Raw genomic sequence first — 17661 nt, forward strand, 5'->3', positions numbered from 1 at the left:
GGTGAAGAACCGAGGGGCGGTGCGTTCGCCGATACCGCACCGCCCCTCGCGACCGGCCCCGCGCCGGGACCGGGTCAGGCCGCCACGGCCACCCCGGTCTCGGACGGGGCCTGTTCGCTGTCCGACGCCGTCTCCGGTGCGGGCTGCCGCAGGCCCTTGAGGAGGATCACGCGGCGACGAAGGGCCCCGCCCCCGGGACGAATCCCGGGACCAGGGCCCCTGCCACAGCCGTGCTCAGTGCGTGAGCGCCGCTTCCTTCTCGATCACGACGCCGTCGTCGTCACCGCCGGCCTCCAGGTGCTGCTTCGGCTTCGACGGAAGCGCGAACATCACCAGGAAGATCACGGCGAGCACGCCCGCGACCCAGCCCATCGCGTTCTGGAAGGCGTCCGCGAACGCCGCCCCCGCCTCGGCCTGAGACTTCGGGGCGGGCTTGCCGTCGATCACGCCGAAGAAGACCACCGACACCAGGCCGAGCCCGAGCGCGTTGCCCATCTGGCCCGTCGTGTTGATCAGGCCCGAGGCCGATCCCGCGTGCTCCTTCGGCACGTCCGACAGGACCGCGTCCGTCAGCGGCGCCACGATCAGACCCATGCCGAGACCCATGACCACCAGCGGCGGAATCATCTGCCACGACTCGATGTCCGTCCCGTACCGGCCCGCCTCGAAGAGGTAGAGCAGCACGCCCGCGATCATCGTCAGCGCACCCGTCTGGAGCACCTTCCGGCCGAAGCGCGGGACCAGCTTCTGCACCGAGAGACCGGCGGCCGTCGACACCGCGATGGAGAACGGCACACCGGTCACCCCCGCCCGCAGCGGGCTCCAGCCGAGGCCCATCTGCATGTACAGCGTCCAGACCAGGAAGAAGATGCCCATCACGACACCGAAGGTCAGCTGCACCGCGATACCCGCCGCGAAGCTCTTCACCTTGAACAGCGACAGCTCGACGAGCGGCGAGCCGTCCTTCTTCGTCTTGTACTTCTCGTACGCGACGAGCGCGCCGAAGACGACCAGGCTGCCGGCCATCATCAGGTGGCCCCACAGCGGCCAGTCCAGCTCGCGGCCGCGCGTCAGCGGGTAGATCAGCATCAGCAGCGCGGCCGTCACCAGGAGGACGCCGACCATGTCGAGGCGGAGCGCCTTCGGGGCCTTCGACTCGGTGATGAACTTGCGGCCCAGGAGCAGGCCCGCGATGCCGACCGGCAGGTTGATGAGGAAGATCGGGCGCCACTCCAGGCCCGCGATGTTCCACTGCGTGAGCAGCGCGCCGAGCAGCGGGCCGGAGACCGCGCCCAGACCGATGATCGCGCCGAACATCCCGAAGACCTTGCCGCGCTCGTGCGCCGGGAAGGTGACGTGGATGATCGACAGGACCTGCGGCACCATCATCGCGGCCGCGGCGCCCTGGAGGAGGCGGGAGCCGACCAGCATCTCCTGGTTGGCCGCGAAGCCGCAGAGCGCGGAGGCGAGCGTGAAGCCCGCCGTGCCGAGGAGGAAGAGCCGCTTGCGGCCGTAGATGTCACCGAGGCGTCCGCCGGTGATCAGTCCGGCGGCGAACGCGAGCGCATACCCCGCGGTGATCCACTGGATGGCCCCGAAGGAGGCACCGAGGTCCCGCTCGATGCTGGGGATCGCGATGTTGACGATCGTGGCGTCGACCAGGTCCATGAAGGCGGCCGTCATGACGATGGCCAGGGCTATCCAGCGTCGTTTGTCGGACGTGTCGGTGGGGGCCGCGTCCGTGACGGCGTCGGCTTCGTGTGCACTCATACGGAGAAGATAAAGGCCATCTAGGTCAAATGATGGCCTAGATGACCCTCATTCTGAAACGTATGACGGACACCCCGGTACGACTCCTGAATCTGCTCTCGCTCCTTCAGACCCCGCGCGAGTGGCCCGGAAGCGAGCTCGCCGAACGGCTCTCGGTCTCCCCGCGCACCATCCGCCGGGACATCGACCGGCTCCGTGACCTCGGCTATCCCGTCGAGGCGACGCTCGGCGCGGTCGGCGGCTACCGGCTCGTCGCCGGTACGGCCATGCCGCCGCTGCTCCTGGACGACGAGGAGGCCGTCGCCATCGCGGTCGGGCTGCGGGCGGGGGCGGGGCACGCGATCGAGGGCGTCGAGGAGGCGTCGGTACGGGCCCTGGCGAAGCTGGAGCAGGTCCTGCCGGCGCGGCTGCGGCACCGGGTCTCGACCCTCCAGAACGCGACGATCCCGCTGACGCGGGGCGACGGCGCGACGGTCACCCCCGCCACCCTGACCGCCCTGGCGGGCACGGTCACCGGCCGCGAGAAGCTCCGCTTCGGCTACCGGGCGGGCGACGGGGCCGAGTCGAAGCGCCTGGTCGAGCCCTACCGGCTCGTCTCCACCGGGCGCCGCTGGTACCTCGTGGCGTACGACCTCGGGCGGGAGGACTGGCGCACGTTCCGGGTGGACCGGGTCAGCGATCCGCTCGCCACGGGAGCCCGCTTCACGCCCCGCGAGCTGCCGGCGGGCGACGCGGCGCAGCTCCTGGTGCGCTCCATGTCGCGGGCGCAGCCGGAGATCGACCTGGACGTCACCTTCGAGGCACCCGCCGACTTCGTCACGGCGCGGCTCCCCTCCCACCTGGTCCCGACCGCGACGGGCCCGGCGACCTGCCGTCTCCGCACCCGCTCGACGGACTCCGTCGAATGGCTGGCCATCCGCCTGGCCCTGGTGGACGCCCCCTTCACGATCCGGAGCCCGGCGCCGCTGCTCACGTACGTGGAGGACCTGGCGACGAGACTGGCGGCGGCGACACACGGCTGAGGGAGTCGCCGCCGCGCGGCACGCCGAAGGGCCGGGGGCCGGGGACTTGCCCCGGCCCCCGCACGACCCTGACCCGCACGACCCGGCCGACCCGCACGACCCGGCCGACCCGGCCGACCGGCCGCCGCACGATCCGGCCGCCGGCCGCTCTAGGCCACCGCGTCGAAGCCCGTGTCGTGGGCCATCTTCTTCAGTTCCAGCAGCGCGTGCTTCTCGATCTGGCGGATCCGCTCGCGCGTGAGACCGTGCTGCTTGCCGACCTCCGTCAGCGTCCGCTCGCGCCCGTCCTCGATCCCGTACCGCATGCGGATGATCGATGCCGTCCGGTGGTCGAGCTTGTCGATGAGGTCGTCGAGCTCCTCGCTGCGCAGCAGCGTGAGCACCGACTGCTCCGGCGAGACCGCCGAGGTGTCCTCCAAGAGGTCGCCGAACTGCGTCTCGCCCTGGTCGTCCACCGACATGTTCAGCGAGACCGGGTCACGCGCCCAGTCGAGCACGTCGACGACCCGCTCGGGCTTCGTGTCCAGCTCGGCCGCGATCTCCGTCGGCTCCGGCTCACGGCCGTGCTCCCGGTTGAACTCGCGCTGCACCCGACGGATCCGGCCGAGCTCCTCCACCAGGTGGACGGGGAGCCGGATCGTGCGGGACTGGTCGGCGATGGACCGGGTGATGGCCTGGCGGATCCACCACGTCGCGTACGTGGAGAACTTGAAGCCCTTCGCGTAGTCGAACTTCTCGACCGCGCGCACCAGGCCCGCGTTCCCTTCCTGGATCAGGTCGAGCAGCGGCAGTCCACTGCGCGGGTAGCGCCGGGCGACGGCCACCACGAGCCGCAGGTTGGACTTGATGAAGAGGTCCTTGGCACGCTCGCCCGCCTCGTAGAGCGCTTCGAGCTCCTCGCGGGACGCGCCGCCGGCCTCGGACTCCACCTCTCCGTCGAGTATCTGCCGGGCGTACACCCCGGCCTCGATCGTCTGGGAGAGCTCGACCTCCTTGGCGGCGTCGAGCAGGGGTGTACGCGCGATCTCGTCGAGGTACATGCCGACCAGGTCGCGGTCGGCGATCTCCCCGCCCACGGCGCGAACGCTGCTGGCCCGTGCGGCCCCGCTCTTGGCGGAGGTCTGACGACGGGCGACGGCACGGGTTGCCATGCGTGCTCCCTTGCTGAGTAGGTCGCGACACCTTTTCGGGTGCCCTGCATCCGACGGAAACAACGACTGGAATCAGGACAGAATTCCCACCCGGCACATGGATTTTCGCGATCATGCAGTATCCTGCGCGGCCGCCGCCCCTGCGGGCATCCCTCGGGAACCCACGGAGGTGCAGGTCAGACCGGGCACGGAGGGTGATTCGGCGCCGCTCGCGGGTCCCACGACCACACTGTCGGTGAGACCGCGATCACATGCGGCGCCATCCCTCAAGACGCATGGACGGGCCATCGGGTTGCCCACCCGGGGACGGAGCCCTCTCGACCTCCGGGCGTTGCCCACCCGGGGACGGAGCCCTCTCGACCTTCAGGTGTTGCCCACCGGGAGGCGGAGCCCTCTCGGCCTCCCGGACTAGGTCCCGAGCCTCCTCCCGGACTAGGTCCCGAGCCCGTTACGCCCCGCCCCTCCCCCGCCCTAGCGTCGCCCCATGAGCGACGCATCCGGCACCGACGCAATCCGCACCGACGCCTCCGGCACCCTCGACGAAGCCCTCGAACGCCTCCACACCACAGGCCCCGAGCGCAACGGCTGGCTCACCAACCACGCGCCGATGGCCGTCGAGGCCCTGGTCCGCAACGGCCAGGCCTCGACCGTGCACCGCTGGCTGGACCACTACGCGCACAAGCTGGAGGAGCTGCCGCCCCCGTCCCGCCCGGTCACCGCCGACGGCTGGCGCGAGGCGCTCGGCGACCCGACCCGGATCACCGACTGGACCCGCTTCTTCGGGCGCGAGCTCGACGAGCGCCCCTGGCGGGAGGTCCTCGCCGAGTGGTGGCCCCGGCTGCTGCCGGGGATCGCGGCCTCGGCGACGCATCCCGTGATCCGTACCGGTCATGCCGTACGGACGCTCCTGGCGTCCGGGGACGGGGGAGCGACCGCCCCCCGTCGCGCCGAGCTGGCGCACGCGCTCGGCTACTGGGCGGCCCGCAGCCAGGTGCTGCCGCCCCTCACCACGCTGGCCGCGGCGCCGACGGCGGCAGCCGCGCTCGACGCCGTACCGCCGGTTCCGGTGCAGGACGGCGGGATCCGGGACCGGCTCGCGCAGCTGACGGCGTTCCCGGTCTGGGGTGCGGCCCCGGACCACGACACGGCGAGGGACCGGCTCGTCGAGCTGGTCACGGCGGCCACGCACCGGTACGCGACCCACGGCCACGGCGAGCCGATCATGCTGGTCCACACGGCGACCGCGCCCAACGCGGTCCTGCGCGCCCTGCCCGCGCTCCCCCGCGAGCTGTGGGCACCGAGTCTGGCGGCGGCCTGGGCGGCGGCGGCCGCGGTGACCGCCGCGTACGCCCCGCCGGAGCCCGCCGCGTACACGCCGACCACCCTCACGGCCGAGGAGGTCTTCGAGCGGGCGGCGGCGCACGGCGGCGACCACACGATCAAGTTCACCGACACGGCGCTCGACGTCGGCGACCCGCTCGCCCTCGCCGCCGCGACGCGCTCGATCGAACTGAACCCGCCGGTGTTCTAGCCCCCGGCGGACTACCCGAGCGGACCACCCCGAGCAGACCACCCCGAGCAGACCACCCGAGGCGGACTACCCGAATTGCACCGAACGCTTGGCGAGCCCCATCCAGAACCCGTCGATCACCGACCGCTCCGCGTCGAGGTCGCCCGCCGCGTCCGCCGCGCCCATCGTGACGAACAGCGGGGCGAAGTGCTCCGTACGCGGGTGGGCGAGGCGTCCGGCCGGCGACTTGTGCTCGAAGTCGAGGAGCGCGTCGACGTCGCGGGCGGCGAGGGCCTCGTGTCCCCAGGCGTCGAACTCGGCCGACCAGCCCGGCACCCCGCCGCCGGTGTGGCGGAGGGCGGCCAGGTTGTGGGTGAAGAAGCCGCTGCCCACGATCAGGACGCCCTCGTCGCGGAGCGGGGCGAGCCTGCGCCCGATGTCCATGAGGCGGCGCGGGTCGAGGGTGGGCATGGAGATCTGGAGTACGGGGATGTCGGCACTCGGGAACATCTCGACGAGCGGCACGTACGCGCCGTGGTCGAGGCCCCGGTCGGGGATGTCCTGCACGGGCGTGCCGGGCGAGCGGAGCAGCGCGCGGACGGCCTCGGCGAGCTGCGGCGCGCCGGGGGCCGCGTATTGGACGCGGTAGTAGTGCTCGGGGAAGCCCCAGAAGTCATGGACGAGGGGGACGGTCTCGGTGGCGCCGAGGGCCAGCGGCGCCTCTTCCCAGTGCGCGGAGACCATCAGGATGGCCTTGGGGCGCGGGAGGTCCGCGGACCAGGCGGCGAGTTCACCGGGCCAGACGGGGTCGTCGGCGAGCGGCGGGGCGCCGTGGGACAGGTAGAGGGCGGGCATCCGTTCGAGCGTGGCGTCCATGGCGACCACCTCCGGTTTCCGACGTAGTCAGTGAACTGGTGCGCGGGCTGATTCTTGAAACTTCAAGCGTTCCGCGTACACCGTAGACCTATGTAGTTCAACTTTCAAGAACGAGTCGTACGATTGGGCATCATGGGAGACATGACCGAACCCCGCTGGCTCACCGACGAGGAGCAGCACGTCTGGCGCGCGTACCTGCACGCCACCACGCTCCTCGAGGACCACCTCGACCGCCAGCTGCAGCGCGACGCCGGAATGCCGCACATCTACTACGGACTGCTCGTCCAGCTCTCCCAGGCCCCGCGCCGCCGGCTGCGGATGACCGAGCTGGCCAAGAGCGCCAAGATCACCCGCTCGCGCCTCTCCCACGCGATCGCCCGCCTGGAGAAGAACGGCTGGGTACGGCGGGAGAACTGCCCCTCCGACAAGCGCGGCCAGTTCGCCCAGCTGACGGAGGAGGGGGTGGAGGTCCTCCGGCAGAACGCCCCAGGCCACGTGTCGGCCGTACGCCAGGCCCTCTTCGACCGGCTCGCGCCCGAGCAGGTGGAACAGCTCGGGGCGATCATGCGCGTCATGGCCGAGGGCCTCGAACCCACGGACGCGGACGCGGACCTGCCCTGGCTCCGCTGAGCAGCAGCGGAACCAGGGCAGGGAGTACCGGAAGAGCGATCCGTGGATCAGTGCGCGATGACCGGCACCTTCAGCTCGTCGTCCGCGCCCTCGCCGGAGCCGACGACGGCCCCGGTGTCCGGCTTCCCGGTGTTGATCAGGACGAAGGCGATCGTGGCCGAGGCGACCAGGATGCCGACCGCCCACCAGATGGCCGCGGTGTAGCCCTCGACCATGCCCTGGAGCTGCAGCAGCTTCTGGGCGGCCGGAGTGGTCGCGCCCGCCGCGTTGTCCGTGAGGTACGCGGTGGTCGCCGAGGCGGCGATCGTGTTCAGCAGGGCCGTACCGATGGCGCCGCCGACCTGCTGCGAGGTGTTGACCATCGCGGAGGCCACACCGGCGTCCCGCGGGTCCACGCCGTGCGTGGCGAGCGACATGGCCGGCATGAACGCCGTACCCATGCCCAGACCGAGCAGCAGCTGCGCCGGCAGGATCAGACCGGCGTACGAGGTGCCGATCTCCAGCTGGGTGAGCAGCAGCATGCCGACACCGGCGGTCAGGAAGCCCGGGGCCATGAGCAGCCGCGGCGGGACCCGGGTCATCAGCCGCGTACCGATCTGCGTCGAGCCGATGATCATGCCCGCGATCATCGGGAGGAACGCGAAGCCCGTCATGACCGGCGAGTAGCCCTTCACGACCTGCAGGTAGTAGGTCAGGAAGAGGAAGAGGCCGAACATCGCGATGACGGCGAGACCCAGCGACAGGTAGACACCGCCGCGGTTGCGGTCGGTCAGGACGCGCAGCGGCAGCAGCGGGGACTTCACCTTCGCCTCGGTGAGCACGAAGGCGGCGAGCAGCACGGCGGAGCCGACGAAGAGGCCGATCGTTCCGGCGTCGCTCCAACCCTGGGACTCGGCGCGGGTGAAGCCGTACACGAGCGAGACCAGACCCAGGGTGGACAGGATCACGCCGGGGATGTCGAGCGTGGAGCGGTTGCGGCTGCCCGCGGGCTCACGGATCACGAGGTACGCGCCGACGGCGGCGACGATCGCGAACGGGATGTTGACGAAGAAGGTCCAGCGCCAGTTCAGGTACTCGGTGAGGAAACCGCCGAGGATCAGGCCCACGGCGCCGCCACCACCGGCGATCGCGCCGTAGATGCCGAAGGCCTTCGCGCGCTCCTTGGCGTCGGTGAAGGTCACGGCGAGCAGCGAGAGCGCGGCGGGCGCGAGGAGCGCGCCGAAGGCGCCCTGGAGCGCGCGGGCACCGAGCATCATGGCCTCGCCGGTCGCGGCCCCGCCGAGGGCGGAGGCGAGGGCGAAGCCGATCAGGCCGACGACGAAGGTGCGCTTGCGGCCCCACAGGTCGGCGATGCGGCCGCCGAAGAGGAGCAGACCGCCGAAGGCGAGGGCGTAGGCGGTGATGACCCACTGCCGGTTGCCGTCCGATATCCCGAGGTCCTGCTGGGCGGAGGGCAGCGCGATGTTCACGATCGTCGCGTCGAGCACGACCATCAGCTGGGCGAGGGCGATGAAGACGAGCGCTTTCCAGCGGCCCGGGTCGGGGTGCGTCACGGTGTTGTCGGGGACTTTCGGCATGGGGGTAGCCACCTCTTGGCGCGTACTGGTGAGAAAAGGACGTAAGGGGAGTGCGGATTACGTAAGCAGGTGTGGGTGAACTCCCGCGTAATTCATCACGAATGTCATGGCTTTCACGACGTCGCTCGCGGGCAGGAGTCGCGCCTCAGATCCTCCAGAGTCACGGCCGTCCCGGGCAGCTCGGAGCGCGCGGGCGCTTCCAGGCCGTCGAGGAACAGCTGCAGGTGGCGGTGGACGAACTGGTCGAAGTGGGTGCCGCAGGCGGTGCCCGGCAGCGGGCGGGTCAGCTGCGACACCGCCACCATCAGGTCTCCGACACCGACGTCGGAGCGGAGCCGGCCGGCCTGCTGGGCGCGGTCGACGAGCGACTGGACGGCTTCCTCCACGCGTTCCCGCTCGACCGTGAGGTCGGGGTGGTCCTGGTCGAAGGCCCCGTCGAGCATCGGGCACAGGGCGCCGATGCGTTCCTCGGCGGCGCCGTGGGTGAAGCGCCGGAGCGCGGCGAAGGTGTCGCCCTCCTCTTCCATGGCCCGTTCGGCGAGTTCGGTGATGCGGGCCATGATCGAGAGGACGACCTCGCGGACGAGGTCGGCGCGCTCGGGGAAGTTCCGGTAGAGCGTGGCGTTCCCGACGCCGGCCCGGCGCGCGATCTCGTCGTACGGCACCTGGGGTCCGAACTCGACGAACATCTCGCGGGCCGCCGTCACGATCCGCTCGCGGTTGCGCAGGGCGTCGGCCCGCGGGCGGGGTACGCGGCGGGCGGGCGCGGAATCGGCGACGGTGCTGGTCACGCCACGACCTCCTCTGAGAGTCATTCGGGGGCATCCGGGGAAGGACTCCCCACTTCGCTGAACACAGTCATAAACGGGGACCCAGTCCCCGGTTATTTCCCCGCAAGGCTGTGACCTGGGTCACATCCCCTGTCTCTCCCGGAATACCCACGATCGGGCCACCCGGCGCGCGCGCCGGAAGCACTCGTCACAGAGTGATCGCACAGCGCGGCCCCGCGATGACCGGAGGGGGCCGCGCCGCCGACCTGCCCCCACCGGAGAGGCGCCCGTATGCAGCACCCCCGACGACGGATACGCAGACCCGTCGCCCTGGCCGCGACCACGGCGCTCTCCCTCACGCTGCTCGCCTCCGCGAGCACCACCCTCCCGGGGCCCGCCCCGGCCTCGGCCGGCCCGGTGGCCGCCGCGCCCGGTGGCGCCCAGCTGGGGCCGTGCCGCATCGCCACCACGATGGGCGTGCAGATGTCGGAGGGGCTGCCCACGGCCCCCGGGTACGTGCGCTCCACGGGCCAGGTCAGGGCCCTGAACCTGATGGTCGACTTCCCCGACGCCCCCGGCGACGGCACGGCGATGGGACGCTTCCGTGAGTTCTTCCCGCAGACCGCCGAGTGGTTCCGCACCAGTTCGTACGGGCGGCTGCACTACCAGGCCGAGGCTCCGATACCCGACTGGCTGCGGATGCCCAAGGCGTTCTCGGCGTACGGGATCGAGCGCGGCTCACCGTACGAACCGGGCTACCGCTCCCTCGTCGAGGACATCGTGAAAACGGCCGACCCGAAGGTGGACTTCAGCGCGTACGACCTGGTCAACGTCCTCGTCACACCGAACGCCGGGCCCTCCGCCCTGGACACCGTCCTCTCCGTGACCTTCTCCGGAAACGACGACGCCCCGTACGCGGACGGTGTGCCGCTCGCCAACACGTCCTTCGTCTACAGCCGTCAGGACGACGGCTCCGGAAACTTCGCGGAGACCGGCTACCGGGTCCTTCCGCACGAGAACGGGCACGTCTTCGGCCTGCCCGATCTGTACACCTCGGACGGCGGCGGGACCGTCGGGCACTGGGACATCATGTCCGAGGACTGGGGAGCCAACAACGACCTGCTCGGCTGGCACAAGTGGAAGCTGGGCTGGCTCGACAACGACCAGGTCGGGTGCGCGTCCGGCCCCGGCACCGGCGACTACACGCTCACCCCGCTGGCGGTCGCGGGCGGCCCCAAGCTCGCGTTCGTCCCGCTCTCCGACACGTCGGGGTACGCGGTCGAGGTCCGCAGCAAGGACGGCAACGACGAGGCGGTCTGCGAACCGGGCGTCCTGGTCTACCGGGTGGAGTCCGACGTCGACACCGGCCACGGCCCGGTGACCGTCTCCGACAGCGAGCACGCGAGCGGCGGCTGCACGCGGCGCGCGAACGTCCACGCGGAACTGTCGGACGCGCCGTACCGCGCCGGCGAAACGTTCACGGACCGCGTCAACGGCATACGGATCAGCGTGCTCGACGAGGACGAGGGCGGCACGTACCGGGTCCGGATCACGCGCAGCTGAGGAGCCGCTCGCCGCTGACGGGATGCTCGCCGCCGGCGGGGCCGCTCGCCGCTGGTGGGACTGGTCGCCGCCGGTGGGACTGGTCGGGCAACCGATGCCGACGGAGCTGCTCGCCGCCGGCGGGGCTGGTCGCCACGACGGGGCGGGGCGGGGCGGGCGACGCTGACGGGGCGGGGCGGGCGACCGGCCGCCGACGCCTCACCCGCCGCCGAACAGGCTGCCCCGCAGCTCCCGCTTGAGGAGCTTCCCGGTCGGGTTCCGGGGCAGTTCCTCCTCGCGTACGAGGACATGCGCGGGCACCTTGAAGCCGGCGAGGCGCGCGCCCACGTGGGCGCGCAGCTCGTCGGCGCCGACGGCGGCGCCGGGCCGCAGCCGGACGACGGCCGCGACCTCCTCGCCCAGGAGCGGGTGCGGTACGCCCAGGACGGCGGCGTCGACGACGTCCGGGTGCTGCTGCAGCACGCCCTCGACCTCGACGCAGTACACGTTCTCGCCGCCCCGGATCACCATGTCGGTGAGCCGGTCGACGATGCTGACCCGCCCGTCCGCGTCCACGCGCGCGAGGTCCCCGGTCCGGAACCACCCGTCCTCGGAGAACGCGGCGCGGGTCGCCTCCTCGTCGCCCCAGTAACCACGGACGAGGGACTGCCCGCGCAGCCACAGCTCGCCGACGCCCTCGGCGTCGGGACGGTCGATCCGCACCTCGGTGACGGGCGTCGGGCGGCCGACGCTGCCGGGGTGGGCGCGGTACTCGGCGCCGACGTTGGACAGGACCCCGCCGCTGGTCTCGGTGAGCCCGTAGCCGTTGCGGGGTTCGAGCCGCTCCCCGTATCCGGCGGTGATCCCGTCGACGATGCCGGGCGGGGCTGCGGCGCCGCCGGTGCTGAGCAGGGTCAGGCTTTCGAGCGGGTCGCCGGTGGCGCGGGCGAGGTCGAGCAGCTGGAGGGCGGTGGTGGGGACGCCCGCGTAGTGGGTGACGCGGTGCTCCCGGATCAGGTCGAGGGCCCGGCCGGCGTCCCACTTCCGCATCATGACCAGGGTGCCGCCGGCCGCCATCACCCCGTAGAAGGAGGTGAAGGCGGCCACGTGGAAGAAGGGGAACGTGGTCAGCGACACGGGTGCGGGCCCCGTCCCGGGCACGTCCCCGCGCGCGAGGGCCGCGGCGGCGGCGAAGTACCGCGGGTTCATGGCGGCCCCGGCCTGCGCGAGCTGGGTGGCGACGGCGCCCTTGGGCCGCCCGGTGGTGCCGGAGGTGTAGATGATGGTGGCGTCGTGCTCGGGCAGGACGTCGACGTCGGGCGGCCCGAGGTGCGGATCGGTGTCGGGGACGTACGCCTCGAAGCCCTCTTCGGGCTCTCCCTGGAAGACGATCCCGGGCACCTGGTTCCGGGCGGCCCACTCCCGTACCCGGCCGACCCGCTCCCCGTCCACGAGGAGTACGCCGGGAGCGCAGTCGTCCAGGGCGTACGTGAATTCGTCCTCGGTCCACCAGGCGTTGAGGGGTACGGCGACGAGCCCGGCGAGCTGGGCGGCCCAGAAGGCGACCTGCCACTCGGGATGGTTCCGCATGGCCACCACGGCCCGGTCCCCCGGCCGCAGCCCGTACGCGCCGACGAGCCGCCGCGCGAGCCCGCAGGCGGCGTCGAAGAACTCCCGGTAGGTCGTCCGCCCGTCCTCGGACACGAGGAACACCTGGTCCCCGTAGCCCCAGACGACCTCGACGAACTCCCGGAGGGTCCGCGGCCCGGAGGCGTACATCGGCCCAGTGGCGTGCACCGGCCGCCCGGAGGCGGGCACCGGCCCGGAGGCGTACACCCCTTCGCTCACCGCGAAGGGCGCTCCGGGCGCGGTCAGTCGCGCTTCCACCACGGGGGGACCTCCTCGGCGCCTGCTCGCTCTGCGCGGCGACGCTATGTCCCGCCCCCCATCGGGTCAACCCCGTGCGGTTCCGGCTCCCCCAAGAGCCGGAACCGCCTCCTCAGACGTAGCGGGCGGCCAGGCGCCGCCGGGCGGGCTCCGTCACGTCGGGGACGACGCCCGCACCCGTGCCCGGGGTCCCGTCCCAGGCGCGGATCTTGGCAGCGACCCGCGCCAGACGCGGGTCGCCCGGCTTCACGGCGAGGTAGAACAGGCCCTCGTAGGGGCGCCGGTCGTCGCCGCCCCAGCGGACCACGCCCTCGGTGTCGGCGACGATGTCGCGGATGACCAGGAGCCGGCCCGCCGTGAAGGCGCCCCGCGCACCCGCCGGATAGGAGCCCGGGCGGATGACGACGGCGGTGCCGGAGGCCTGGTTCGACTCGGGGCGCCGGCTGTCCCGTACGGCCGTGGGCGCCACCCAGCCCTCGAGTACGCCCGGCTCGTCCCGGCCGAGCGTGTCCACCTCGTAGTGGAAGCGACGGACGACGTGGACGAGGAGCGCCTCGGCGTCGCCCGCGCGCACCGCGACGTCCAGGCCGGTACCGGGTACGGAGCGGGTGACGATGTCGCCGTCCGCGTCGACGGCCTTCTGCATCTCCCAGCCGTTGGCGGACGGGCGGCCGGTGTCGAGCCGGCGGCGCCGGGCTTCGGCCCGCCGGAGCGCCTCCTTCAGCGCGTCGTTCCTGAGGGGCGCCGGGGTCGCGGCGGCGGCCGGCGTCGCGGCGGCCGCCGGGCTCGCGAGGAGGCCGGTGGTGGTGATGCTCGCGGCGGCGGTGACGCCCGCGGCGGCGAGGAGGGTGTGTCTGCGGGTGATTCCGGGGTTGCTCAACGGCTCAGCCTTTCTTCCGTGTGAACGTGCGCTGCCTGCGGTGCAGGAGGCCGGAGGCCGTGGCGCCCGCGAGCGCGAGCAGCAGCAGAACGGTGAGGAGCGGATTGATGTAGTCGGGAACGACGACGTTGTAGTCGTGGCCGTCCGGCGTCTCGCAGACGAGCCGCAGCGGGACGAAGTCCCCGCGTAGACCCACGAGTTCGGGCACTCCGGCGGGGCGCAGCAGTTCGCACCGCTCGGCCTGCTCCTGCTCGTCCGTGAGGAGGACGTGGAGGAGCCCCCACAGATAGAGGGCGGCTCCCGCGGCGACGGCGGCCAGGGACACGTCCCGCCAGACCCGGGCCGGGGTGTAGCGGCGGAAGGTGTCCGGCGCGAGCCGCGAGCCCAGGTACACGGTGAGACCCATGAGGGTCGCCGCTCCGGCGAGCAGGGCGATGAACAGCCCGCCGATGTCGTGCCCCCGCCAGGGGTCGGACGCCATGACCACGACCACGTCCCGTCAGCCCCCGCGGACGATGCGGTTGTACTTCTCGAAGATGGCGTAGAGCGGCATCCGCTCCTGCGCGTGCGCCTCCGCCAGGGGGCCGAAGCCCTGGTAGCGGCGCAGGACCTGGAAGATCTCGGCGTCGGTGTAGTCGAGGGCGGGCCGGCGGATCGGGGTCTCCGCGTGGTCCCCGGCCTTTCCGTCGGCCGCCCATATGTGCAGGTGCGGGACGGTGCTCACGTTGAACACGTTGTCCTGGTTCACCTTCTGCCACATGGCCCAACGGTCGCTGTTGGAGGTCGAGTCGAGGATGTCGCCCTCCAGGAGCCCCGCGCGGATCGAGTTGTTCCTCGACAGGATGCACGTACGGCCGGAGATCTTGGCGATACCGGTGCTGCTGTCGACGACGTTCTTGACGACGGGCAGGTCCTTGCCCCAGTCCGGGATGACCCCGGTGTGGTACATGACGACGCTCGCGTCCTCCACCACGTCCTTGTAGCTGTAGTGGCAGAACTCCCAGAAGGCGGACGTCTGGATCAGCGCCTTGCGCATGCGGTAGCGGCGCGACGCCGAGGTGATCGCGGCATCGTGCACCAGGATCGTTTCGAGGCACTCCGCCAGGGTGTAGATGCGCCCCGTGCCTCCGGGCTTGCCGATCGAGTCCATGTAGTCCTGGATCTCCTTCTGCAGGGAGGACCGCAGGGAGATGTCGAAACCGGTGTCCATCTTCTGGGCGGGCGAGGGGTAGAAGTCGCCCTGGCCGGTGTCCCGCCCGGAGACGATGTTGTTGTCGATCTCGATCCGGCCGTCACCGGAGCCGACCCACTTGGTGACGATCTGGTCGAACGCCCAGTTCTCGGGCATCGCGTAGCCGAGGTTGCCGGAGAAACCGGAGGACATGTCAGAGACGAAGCTGGTCTCCGCGTAGCCCGCCGAGGAGACCCGGGCGCAGGCGTTGCGCGGGCCGTAGACCCCGATCCTGTACGGGCTGCCCAGCCGGTTCATCTGATCCCTGACGCTCTTGAAGTACGGCAGGATGTGCGAGCTCACCTCGTCGTTCACCGCGTCGTAGTCGACGGCGAAGTAGATGCGCGAGCCCGGCTTGAAGCCGTGCTCCTCCGCCTTGAACGCGGCGTTCATACAGTCCGCGACGCCCTGCGCGACGCTGTAGTAGTCGACCGAGCGCGCCCACGTCTGGTAGATCGGGAAGCAGCGCATACCGGCCGCCTTGATGGTCTCCAGCTCGCCGGGCTGGATCTCCTTCTCCGGCAGGTCCGTCGTCGACGGGTTGTAGAGGTAGCGCCCGACGATCGTGTAGCCGGCGGCCTTCAGGGCCTGGGCGCGGGCCGGGGTGATCTTGGTGACGCCGTCGCAGGCCGCGCCCTGGCGGGTCTGGTCGCCGTACGAGACCAGCAGGGACGACCAGGTGGGGAAGTCGCCCTGCCCGTTGGCGGCGAGCTTCATGAACGACTGGAAGGTGCTGACGCTGCTCGCCAGCGAGGAGCTGTACGAGGAGGAGAAGGACACCGGCCGCTTGTTGAGCACCATGGCGGCGGTGAAGAGCTGCACCCACACGCCGGAGGCACCGGTGGACAGGGTGTGGCTCTTGAGGCCCGCCTGGGTCCCGGGGCCGAAGGCGCCGTTGGCGACACCGTCGGCCATGCCCAGCTCGTACTGGACGGCCAGGAGCATCGACTTGGCGACGTCACGGGAGTGGTGACCGTCGCAGGGGATGACGTAGTAGTCCTTGCGCAGGACGTAACGGCCGTTCAGCCACTGCTGGATGGACCGGACGGTGTCCGAGCCGTCGTTGACGGTGACGTAGGCGTCCATGTTGAACAGGCCCTTGATCACCTTGGGCCACAGGGAGCTGCCGGGGTACGTGCCGCTGACGCCCATGTTGGCGTTCAGCTGCGCCACCGCGGCCTTGACGCGGGAGTTGTAGGTCCCGTCGATGTCACCGCCGTCGTAGCCCTTGCAGTAGAGGGCCGACTGGATGATCCGGCAGAAGTTCGCCGACGGCACCGTGGTCTCGTCGACCTTGCCGTACTTCTCCCCCAGGGCCGCGAGCGTGCCCGGGCCGAAGCTGTTCGAGAGGGACGAGATGCCCATCTCGTACTGCAGGGCACGGGTGAGGGCGTACATCACCGTCCACCCCGTGCGGCCGTTCTCCTCCAGCTTGGAAATACCGAGGGTGGCGCCATTCCCGTACGTCACGTTGATGAATCTCTGGGCGCGCTGCACCATCTCGTCGGCCATTGAGTTCCTTCCCATGCGATCGGAGAGGTCGGGGACGGAAAAGACGCCGGCACACGTCTGGCCGCCGCGTCTGGTCGCTCTCGGCACCAGGGGGCGCGCGGACGCCCGAACGGCCCCGATCGCGGAATTCCGTCCGCCGGATCACCGTCGGACCGCATGTCCGAAACCCCCCACCCCGCCCCGCACCGAGGGCCCCCTGAGGCCCTCGCCAGGAACCTAATTCATCGGTCGGACACGAGAAAGATCTTTATCCCGGAGGGAACACCACGCCCGGACGGCGGGAATCACCAGGAGTGACGCGAGACCGAAGGGGGTGAGGTCGATATTCGGCCATGCGGCCAGGAAATGAGTACCGGTACGCGTTTCGGCCCGACCGGATAGCCCTCTCGCGTACGGCGAGACACCGACGAGACGCTCGGCGCTGCTTTACCATTGCTTTACTTCGACCGATTACGGCCGCAGCGGCAGTCCACTTCCAGTCATTCCACTCCGCCGCGTCCACACGGGGAGTGATTCATTCCGGCGCGAACGATGCGGGATCGACGACGCGCCACTGTGCGGTGGATCACAGCCGGCCTGCCGTCGGACGGCGTGGCGCCGCCGCGGCGAGGACCCGTCGGCGCTCCACTGCACCCCATGGCGACTCATGGCGCACGATGGCCCTCCATGGCGCCCCCCTGGCGCACAGTGGCGCCAGAGAACTTGCAATGGCGCCACGGTGGTGCCACTATTGCGTCATGGACCTCACCCCGTACGTGGACAATCTCCGCCATGAGCTCGGCGTGGCCGCCCAGGCGGGCGGCGACGAAGCGCGCGCCCTGGCCGACCGGCTCACCGGACAGCTCGAGTCGGCCGCCCGGCTGACGCTCCTCAACGCCCTGTCCGACGCGATGGACGAGATCACCCGTGACCTCGCGCCCGGCTCGGTCGACCTGCGGCTGCGCGGTCTGAACCCCGAGTTCGTGGTGACCGCACCGCCCGCCGCCGACCTCTTCGAGGAGGCCGAGACCGCACTGCCGGCCCCGCCGCCCCCGGTCGCGGCCCCCGCGGAGGCAGAGGACGGCGCCACCTCGCGCATCAACTTCCGGCCGCCGGCCCAGCTCAAGATCCGGGTCGAGGAGGCCGCGGGCCGCGAGGGGCTCTCGGTCAATGCCTGGCTCGTCCGGGCCGTGACCGCCGCCCTCGAACCCGGCAGCGCGGCGGGTCGCACCCGGAAGGGCACGACGGGCCTGGGCCCGGCCGTCGGTCAGGGCTTCACGGGCTGGGTCCGCTAGGGCTGGGTCCGCCGGGCTGGGTCCGCCAG

Annotated in this window: 14 protein-coding genes; 5 read left to right on the forward strand and 9 right to left on the reverse strand. The window is 71.3% G+C overall.

Going from position 1 to position 17661, the window contains the following annotated elements; translation table 11 throughout:
• Positions 1–234 precede the first annotated feature (234 nt).
• Entirely contained in the window at positions 235–1770 is a 1536-nt protein-coding gene (locus tag OG462_RS19285; RefSeq protein ID WP_406059151.1) for an MFS transporter, read from the reverse strand.
• Between the two features lie 62 nt (positions 1771–1832).
• Here OG462_RS19285 and OG462_RS19290 point away from each other — a divergent pair, with 62 nt between their 5' ends.
• Entirely contained in the window at positions 1833–2792 is a 960-nt protein-coding gene (locus OG462_RS19290; protein ID WP_406066612.1) for a helix-turn-helix transcriptional regulator, read from the forward strand.
• 149 nt (positions 2793–2941) lie between these two features.
• On the opposite strand, the gene OG462_RS19295 is transcribed toward OG462_RS19290, so the two are convergent.
• A complete protein-coding gene (locus tag OG462_RS19295) occupies positions 2942–3943 on the reverse strand; it encodes an RNA polymerase sigma factor RpoD/SigA (RefSeq protein WP_406059153.1) in 1002 nt (333 codons plus the stop codon).
• A 484-nt stretch (positions 3944–4427) separates the two neighbouring features.
• On the opposite strand from OG462_RS19295, the gene OG462_RS19300 reads away from it, so the two are divergent.
• Positions 4428–5474 (forward strand): questin oxidase family protein, encoded by a 1047-nt coding sequence (locus OG462_RS19300; protein WP_406059155.1) that lies wholly within the window; start codon positions 4428–4430, stop codon positions 5472–5474.
• Between the two features lie 66 nt (positions 5475–5540).
• Here the strand turns inward: OG462_RS19300 and OG462_RS19305 are convergent, their stop codons facing one another.
• Positions 5541–6329 (reverse strand): dioxygenase, encoded by a 789-nt coding sequence (locus OG462_RS19305; protein WP_406059157.1) that lies wholly within the window; start codon positions 6327–6329, stop codon positions 5541–5543.
• 141 nt (positions 6330–6470) lie between these two features.
• Here OG462_RS19305 and OG462_RS19310 point away from each other — a divergent pair, with 141 nt between their 5' ends.
• Positions 6471–6959: a MarR family winged helix-turn-helix transcriptional regulator gene (locus OG462_RS19310; protein WP_406059159.1), complete on the forward strand. Its 489-nt coding sequence runs from the start codon at positions 6471–6473 to the stop codon at positions 6957–6959.
• 47 nt (positions 6960–7006) lie between these two features.
• On the opposite strand, the gene OG462_RS19315 is transcribed toward OG462_RS19310, so the two are convergent.
• Together OG462_RS19315 and OG462_RS19320 are read right to left on the reverse strand one after the other, a co-directional pair.
• A complete protein-coding gene (locus OG462_RS19315) occupies positions 7007–8536 on the reverse strand; it encodes an MFS transporter (protein WP_406059161.1) in 1530 nt (509 codons plus the stop codon).
• Positions 8537–8649: 113 nt separating this feature from the next.
• Positions 8650–9351 (reverse strand): TetR/AcrR family transcriptional regulator, encoded by a 702-nt coding sequence (locus OG462_RS19320; protein WP_406059163.1) that lies wholly within the window; start codon positions 9349–9351, stop codon positions 8650–8652.
• 246 nt (positions 9352–9597) lie between these two features.
• Here OG462_RS19320 and OG462_RS19325 point away from each other — a divergent pair, with 246 nt between their 5' ends.
• Positions 9598–10869, forward strand: a complete 1272-nt coding sequence (locus tag OG462_RS19325) for a M6 family metalloprotease domain-containing protein (RefSeq protein ID WP_406059164.1) — start codon at positions 9598–9600, stop codon at positions 10867–10869.
• A 198-nt stretch (positions 10870–11067) separates the two neighbouring features.
• On the opposite strand, the gene OG462_RS19330 is transcribed toward OG462_RS19325, so the two are convergent.
• The 4 genes from OG462_RS19330 to OG462_RS19345 all read right to left on the reverse strand — a co-directional run bounded on the left by OG462_RS19330 (position 11068) and on the right by OG462_RS19345 (position 16358).
• On the reverse strand, positions 11068–12738 hold the full coding sequence (locus tag OG462_RS19330) for a class I adenylate-forming enzyme family protein (protein ID WP_406059166.1): 1671 nt from the start codon (positions 12736–12738) through the stop codon (positions 11068–11070).
• Between the two features lie 109 nt (positions 12739–12847).
• On the reverse strand, positions 12848–13615 hold the full coding sequence (locus OG462_RS19335; protein ID WP_406059168.1) for a hypothetical protein: 768 nt from the start codon (positions 13613–13615) through the stop codon (positions 12848–12850).
• 4 nt (positions 13616–13619) lie between these two features.
• Complete coding sequence (locus OG462_RS19340) at positions 13620–14096, reverse strand: hypothetical protein (protein ID WP_406059169.1); 477 nt, start codon at positions 14094–14096, stop codon at positions 13620–13622.
• An 18-nt stretch (positions 14097–14114) separates the two neighbouring features.
• The gene (locus OG462_RS19345) at positions 14115–16358 is read right to left on the reverse strand and encodes a glycoside hydrolase domain-containing protein (protein WP_406059171.1); all 2244 of its coding nucleotides are present in this window, start codon (positions 16356–16358) and stop codon (positions 14115–14117) included.
• A gap of 737 nt (positions 16359–17095) precedes the next feature.
• Between OG462_RS19345 and OG462_RS19350 the strand changes: the two genes are divergently transcribed.
• Positions 17096–17632, forward strand: coding sequence for a hypothetical protein (locus OG462_RS19350; RefSeq protein WP_406059173.1), 537 nt, complete (start codon positions 17096–17098; stop codon positions 17630–17632).
• The last annotated feature ends 29 nt before the right edge of the window (positions 17633–17661 follow it).

The sequence above is a fragment of the Streptomyces sp. NBC_01077 genome (assembly GCF_045162855.1).
Taxonomy (GTDB): domain Bacteria; phylum Actinomycetota; class Actinomycetes; order Streptomycetales; family Streptomycetaceae; genus Streptomyces.

Excerpts from the sequence above, each read along its gene's own strand:
- OG462_RS19285 (WP_406059151.1), bottom strand. The coding sequence starts at position 1,770 with ATGAGTGCACACGAAGCCGACGCCGTCACGGACGCGGCCCCCACCGAC.
- OG462_RS19290 (WP_406066612.1), top strand. The coding sequence starts at position 1,833 with ATGACGGACACCCCGGTACGACTCCTGAATCTGCTCTCGCTCCTTCAG.
- OG462_RS19295 (WP_406059153.1), bottom strand. The coding sequence starts at position 3,943 with ATGGCAACCCGTGCCGTCGCCCGTCGTCAGACCTCCGCCAAGAGCGGG.
- OG462_RS19300 (WP_406059155.1), top strand. The coding sequence starts at position 4,428 with ATGAGCGACGCATCCGGCACCGACGCAATCCGCACCGACGCCTCCGGC.
- OG462_RS19305 (WP_406059157.1), bottom strand. The coding sequence starts at position 6,329 with ATGGACGCCACGCTCGAACGGATGCCCGCCCTCTACCTGTCCCACGGC.
- OG462_RS19310 (WP_406059159.1), top strand. The coding sequence starts at position 6,471 with ATGACCGAACCCCGCTGGCTCACCGACGAGGAGCAGCACGTCTGGCGC.
- OG462_RS19315 (WP_406059161.1), bottom strand. The coding sequence starts at position 8,536 with ATGCCGAAAGTCCCCGACAACACCGTGACGCACCCCGACCCGGGCCGC.
- OG462_RS19320 (WP_406059163.1), bottom strand. The coding sequence starts at position 9,351 with ATGACTCTCAGAGGAGGTCGTGGCGTGACCAGCACCGTCGCCGATTCC.
- OG462_RS19325 (WP_406059164.1), top strand. The coding sequence starts at position 9,598 with ATGCAGCACCCCCGACGACGGATACGCAGACCCGTCGCCCTGGCCGCG.
- OG462_RS19340 (WP_406059169.1), bottom strand. The coding sequence starts at position 14,096 with ATGGCGTCCGACCCCTGGCGGGGGCACGACATCGGCGGGCTGTTCATC.
- OG462_RS19345 (WP_406059171.1), bottom strand. The coding sequence starts at position 16,358 with ATGGCCGACGAGATGGTGCAGCGCGCCCAGAGATTCATCAACGTGACG.
- OG462_RS19350 (WP_406059173.1), top strand. The coding sequence starts at position 17,096 with ATGGACCTCACCCCGTACGTGGACAATCTCCGCCATGAGCTCGGCGTG.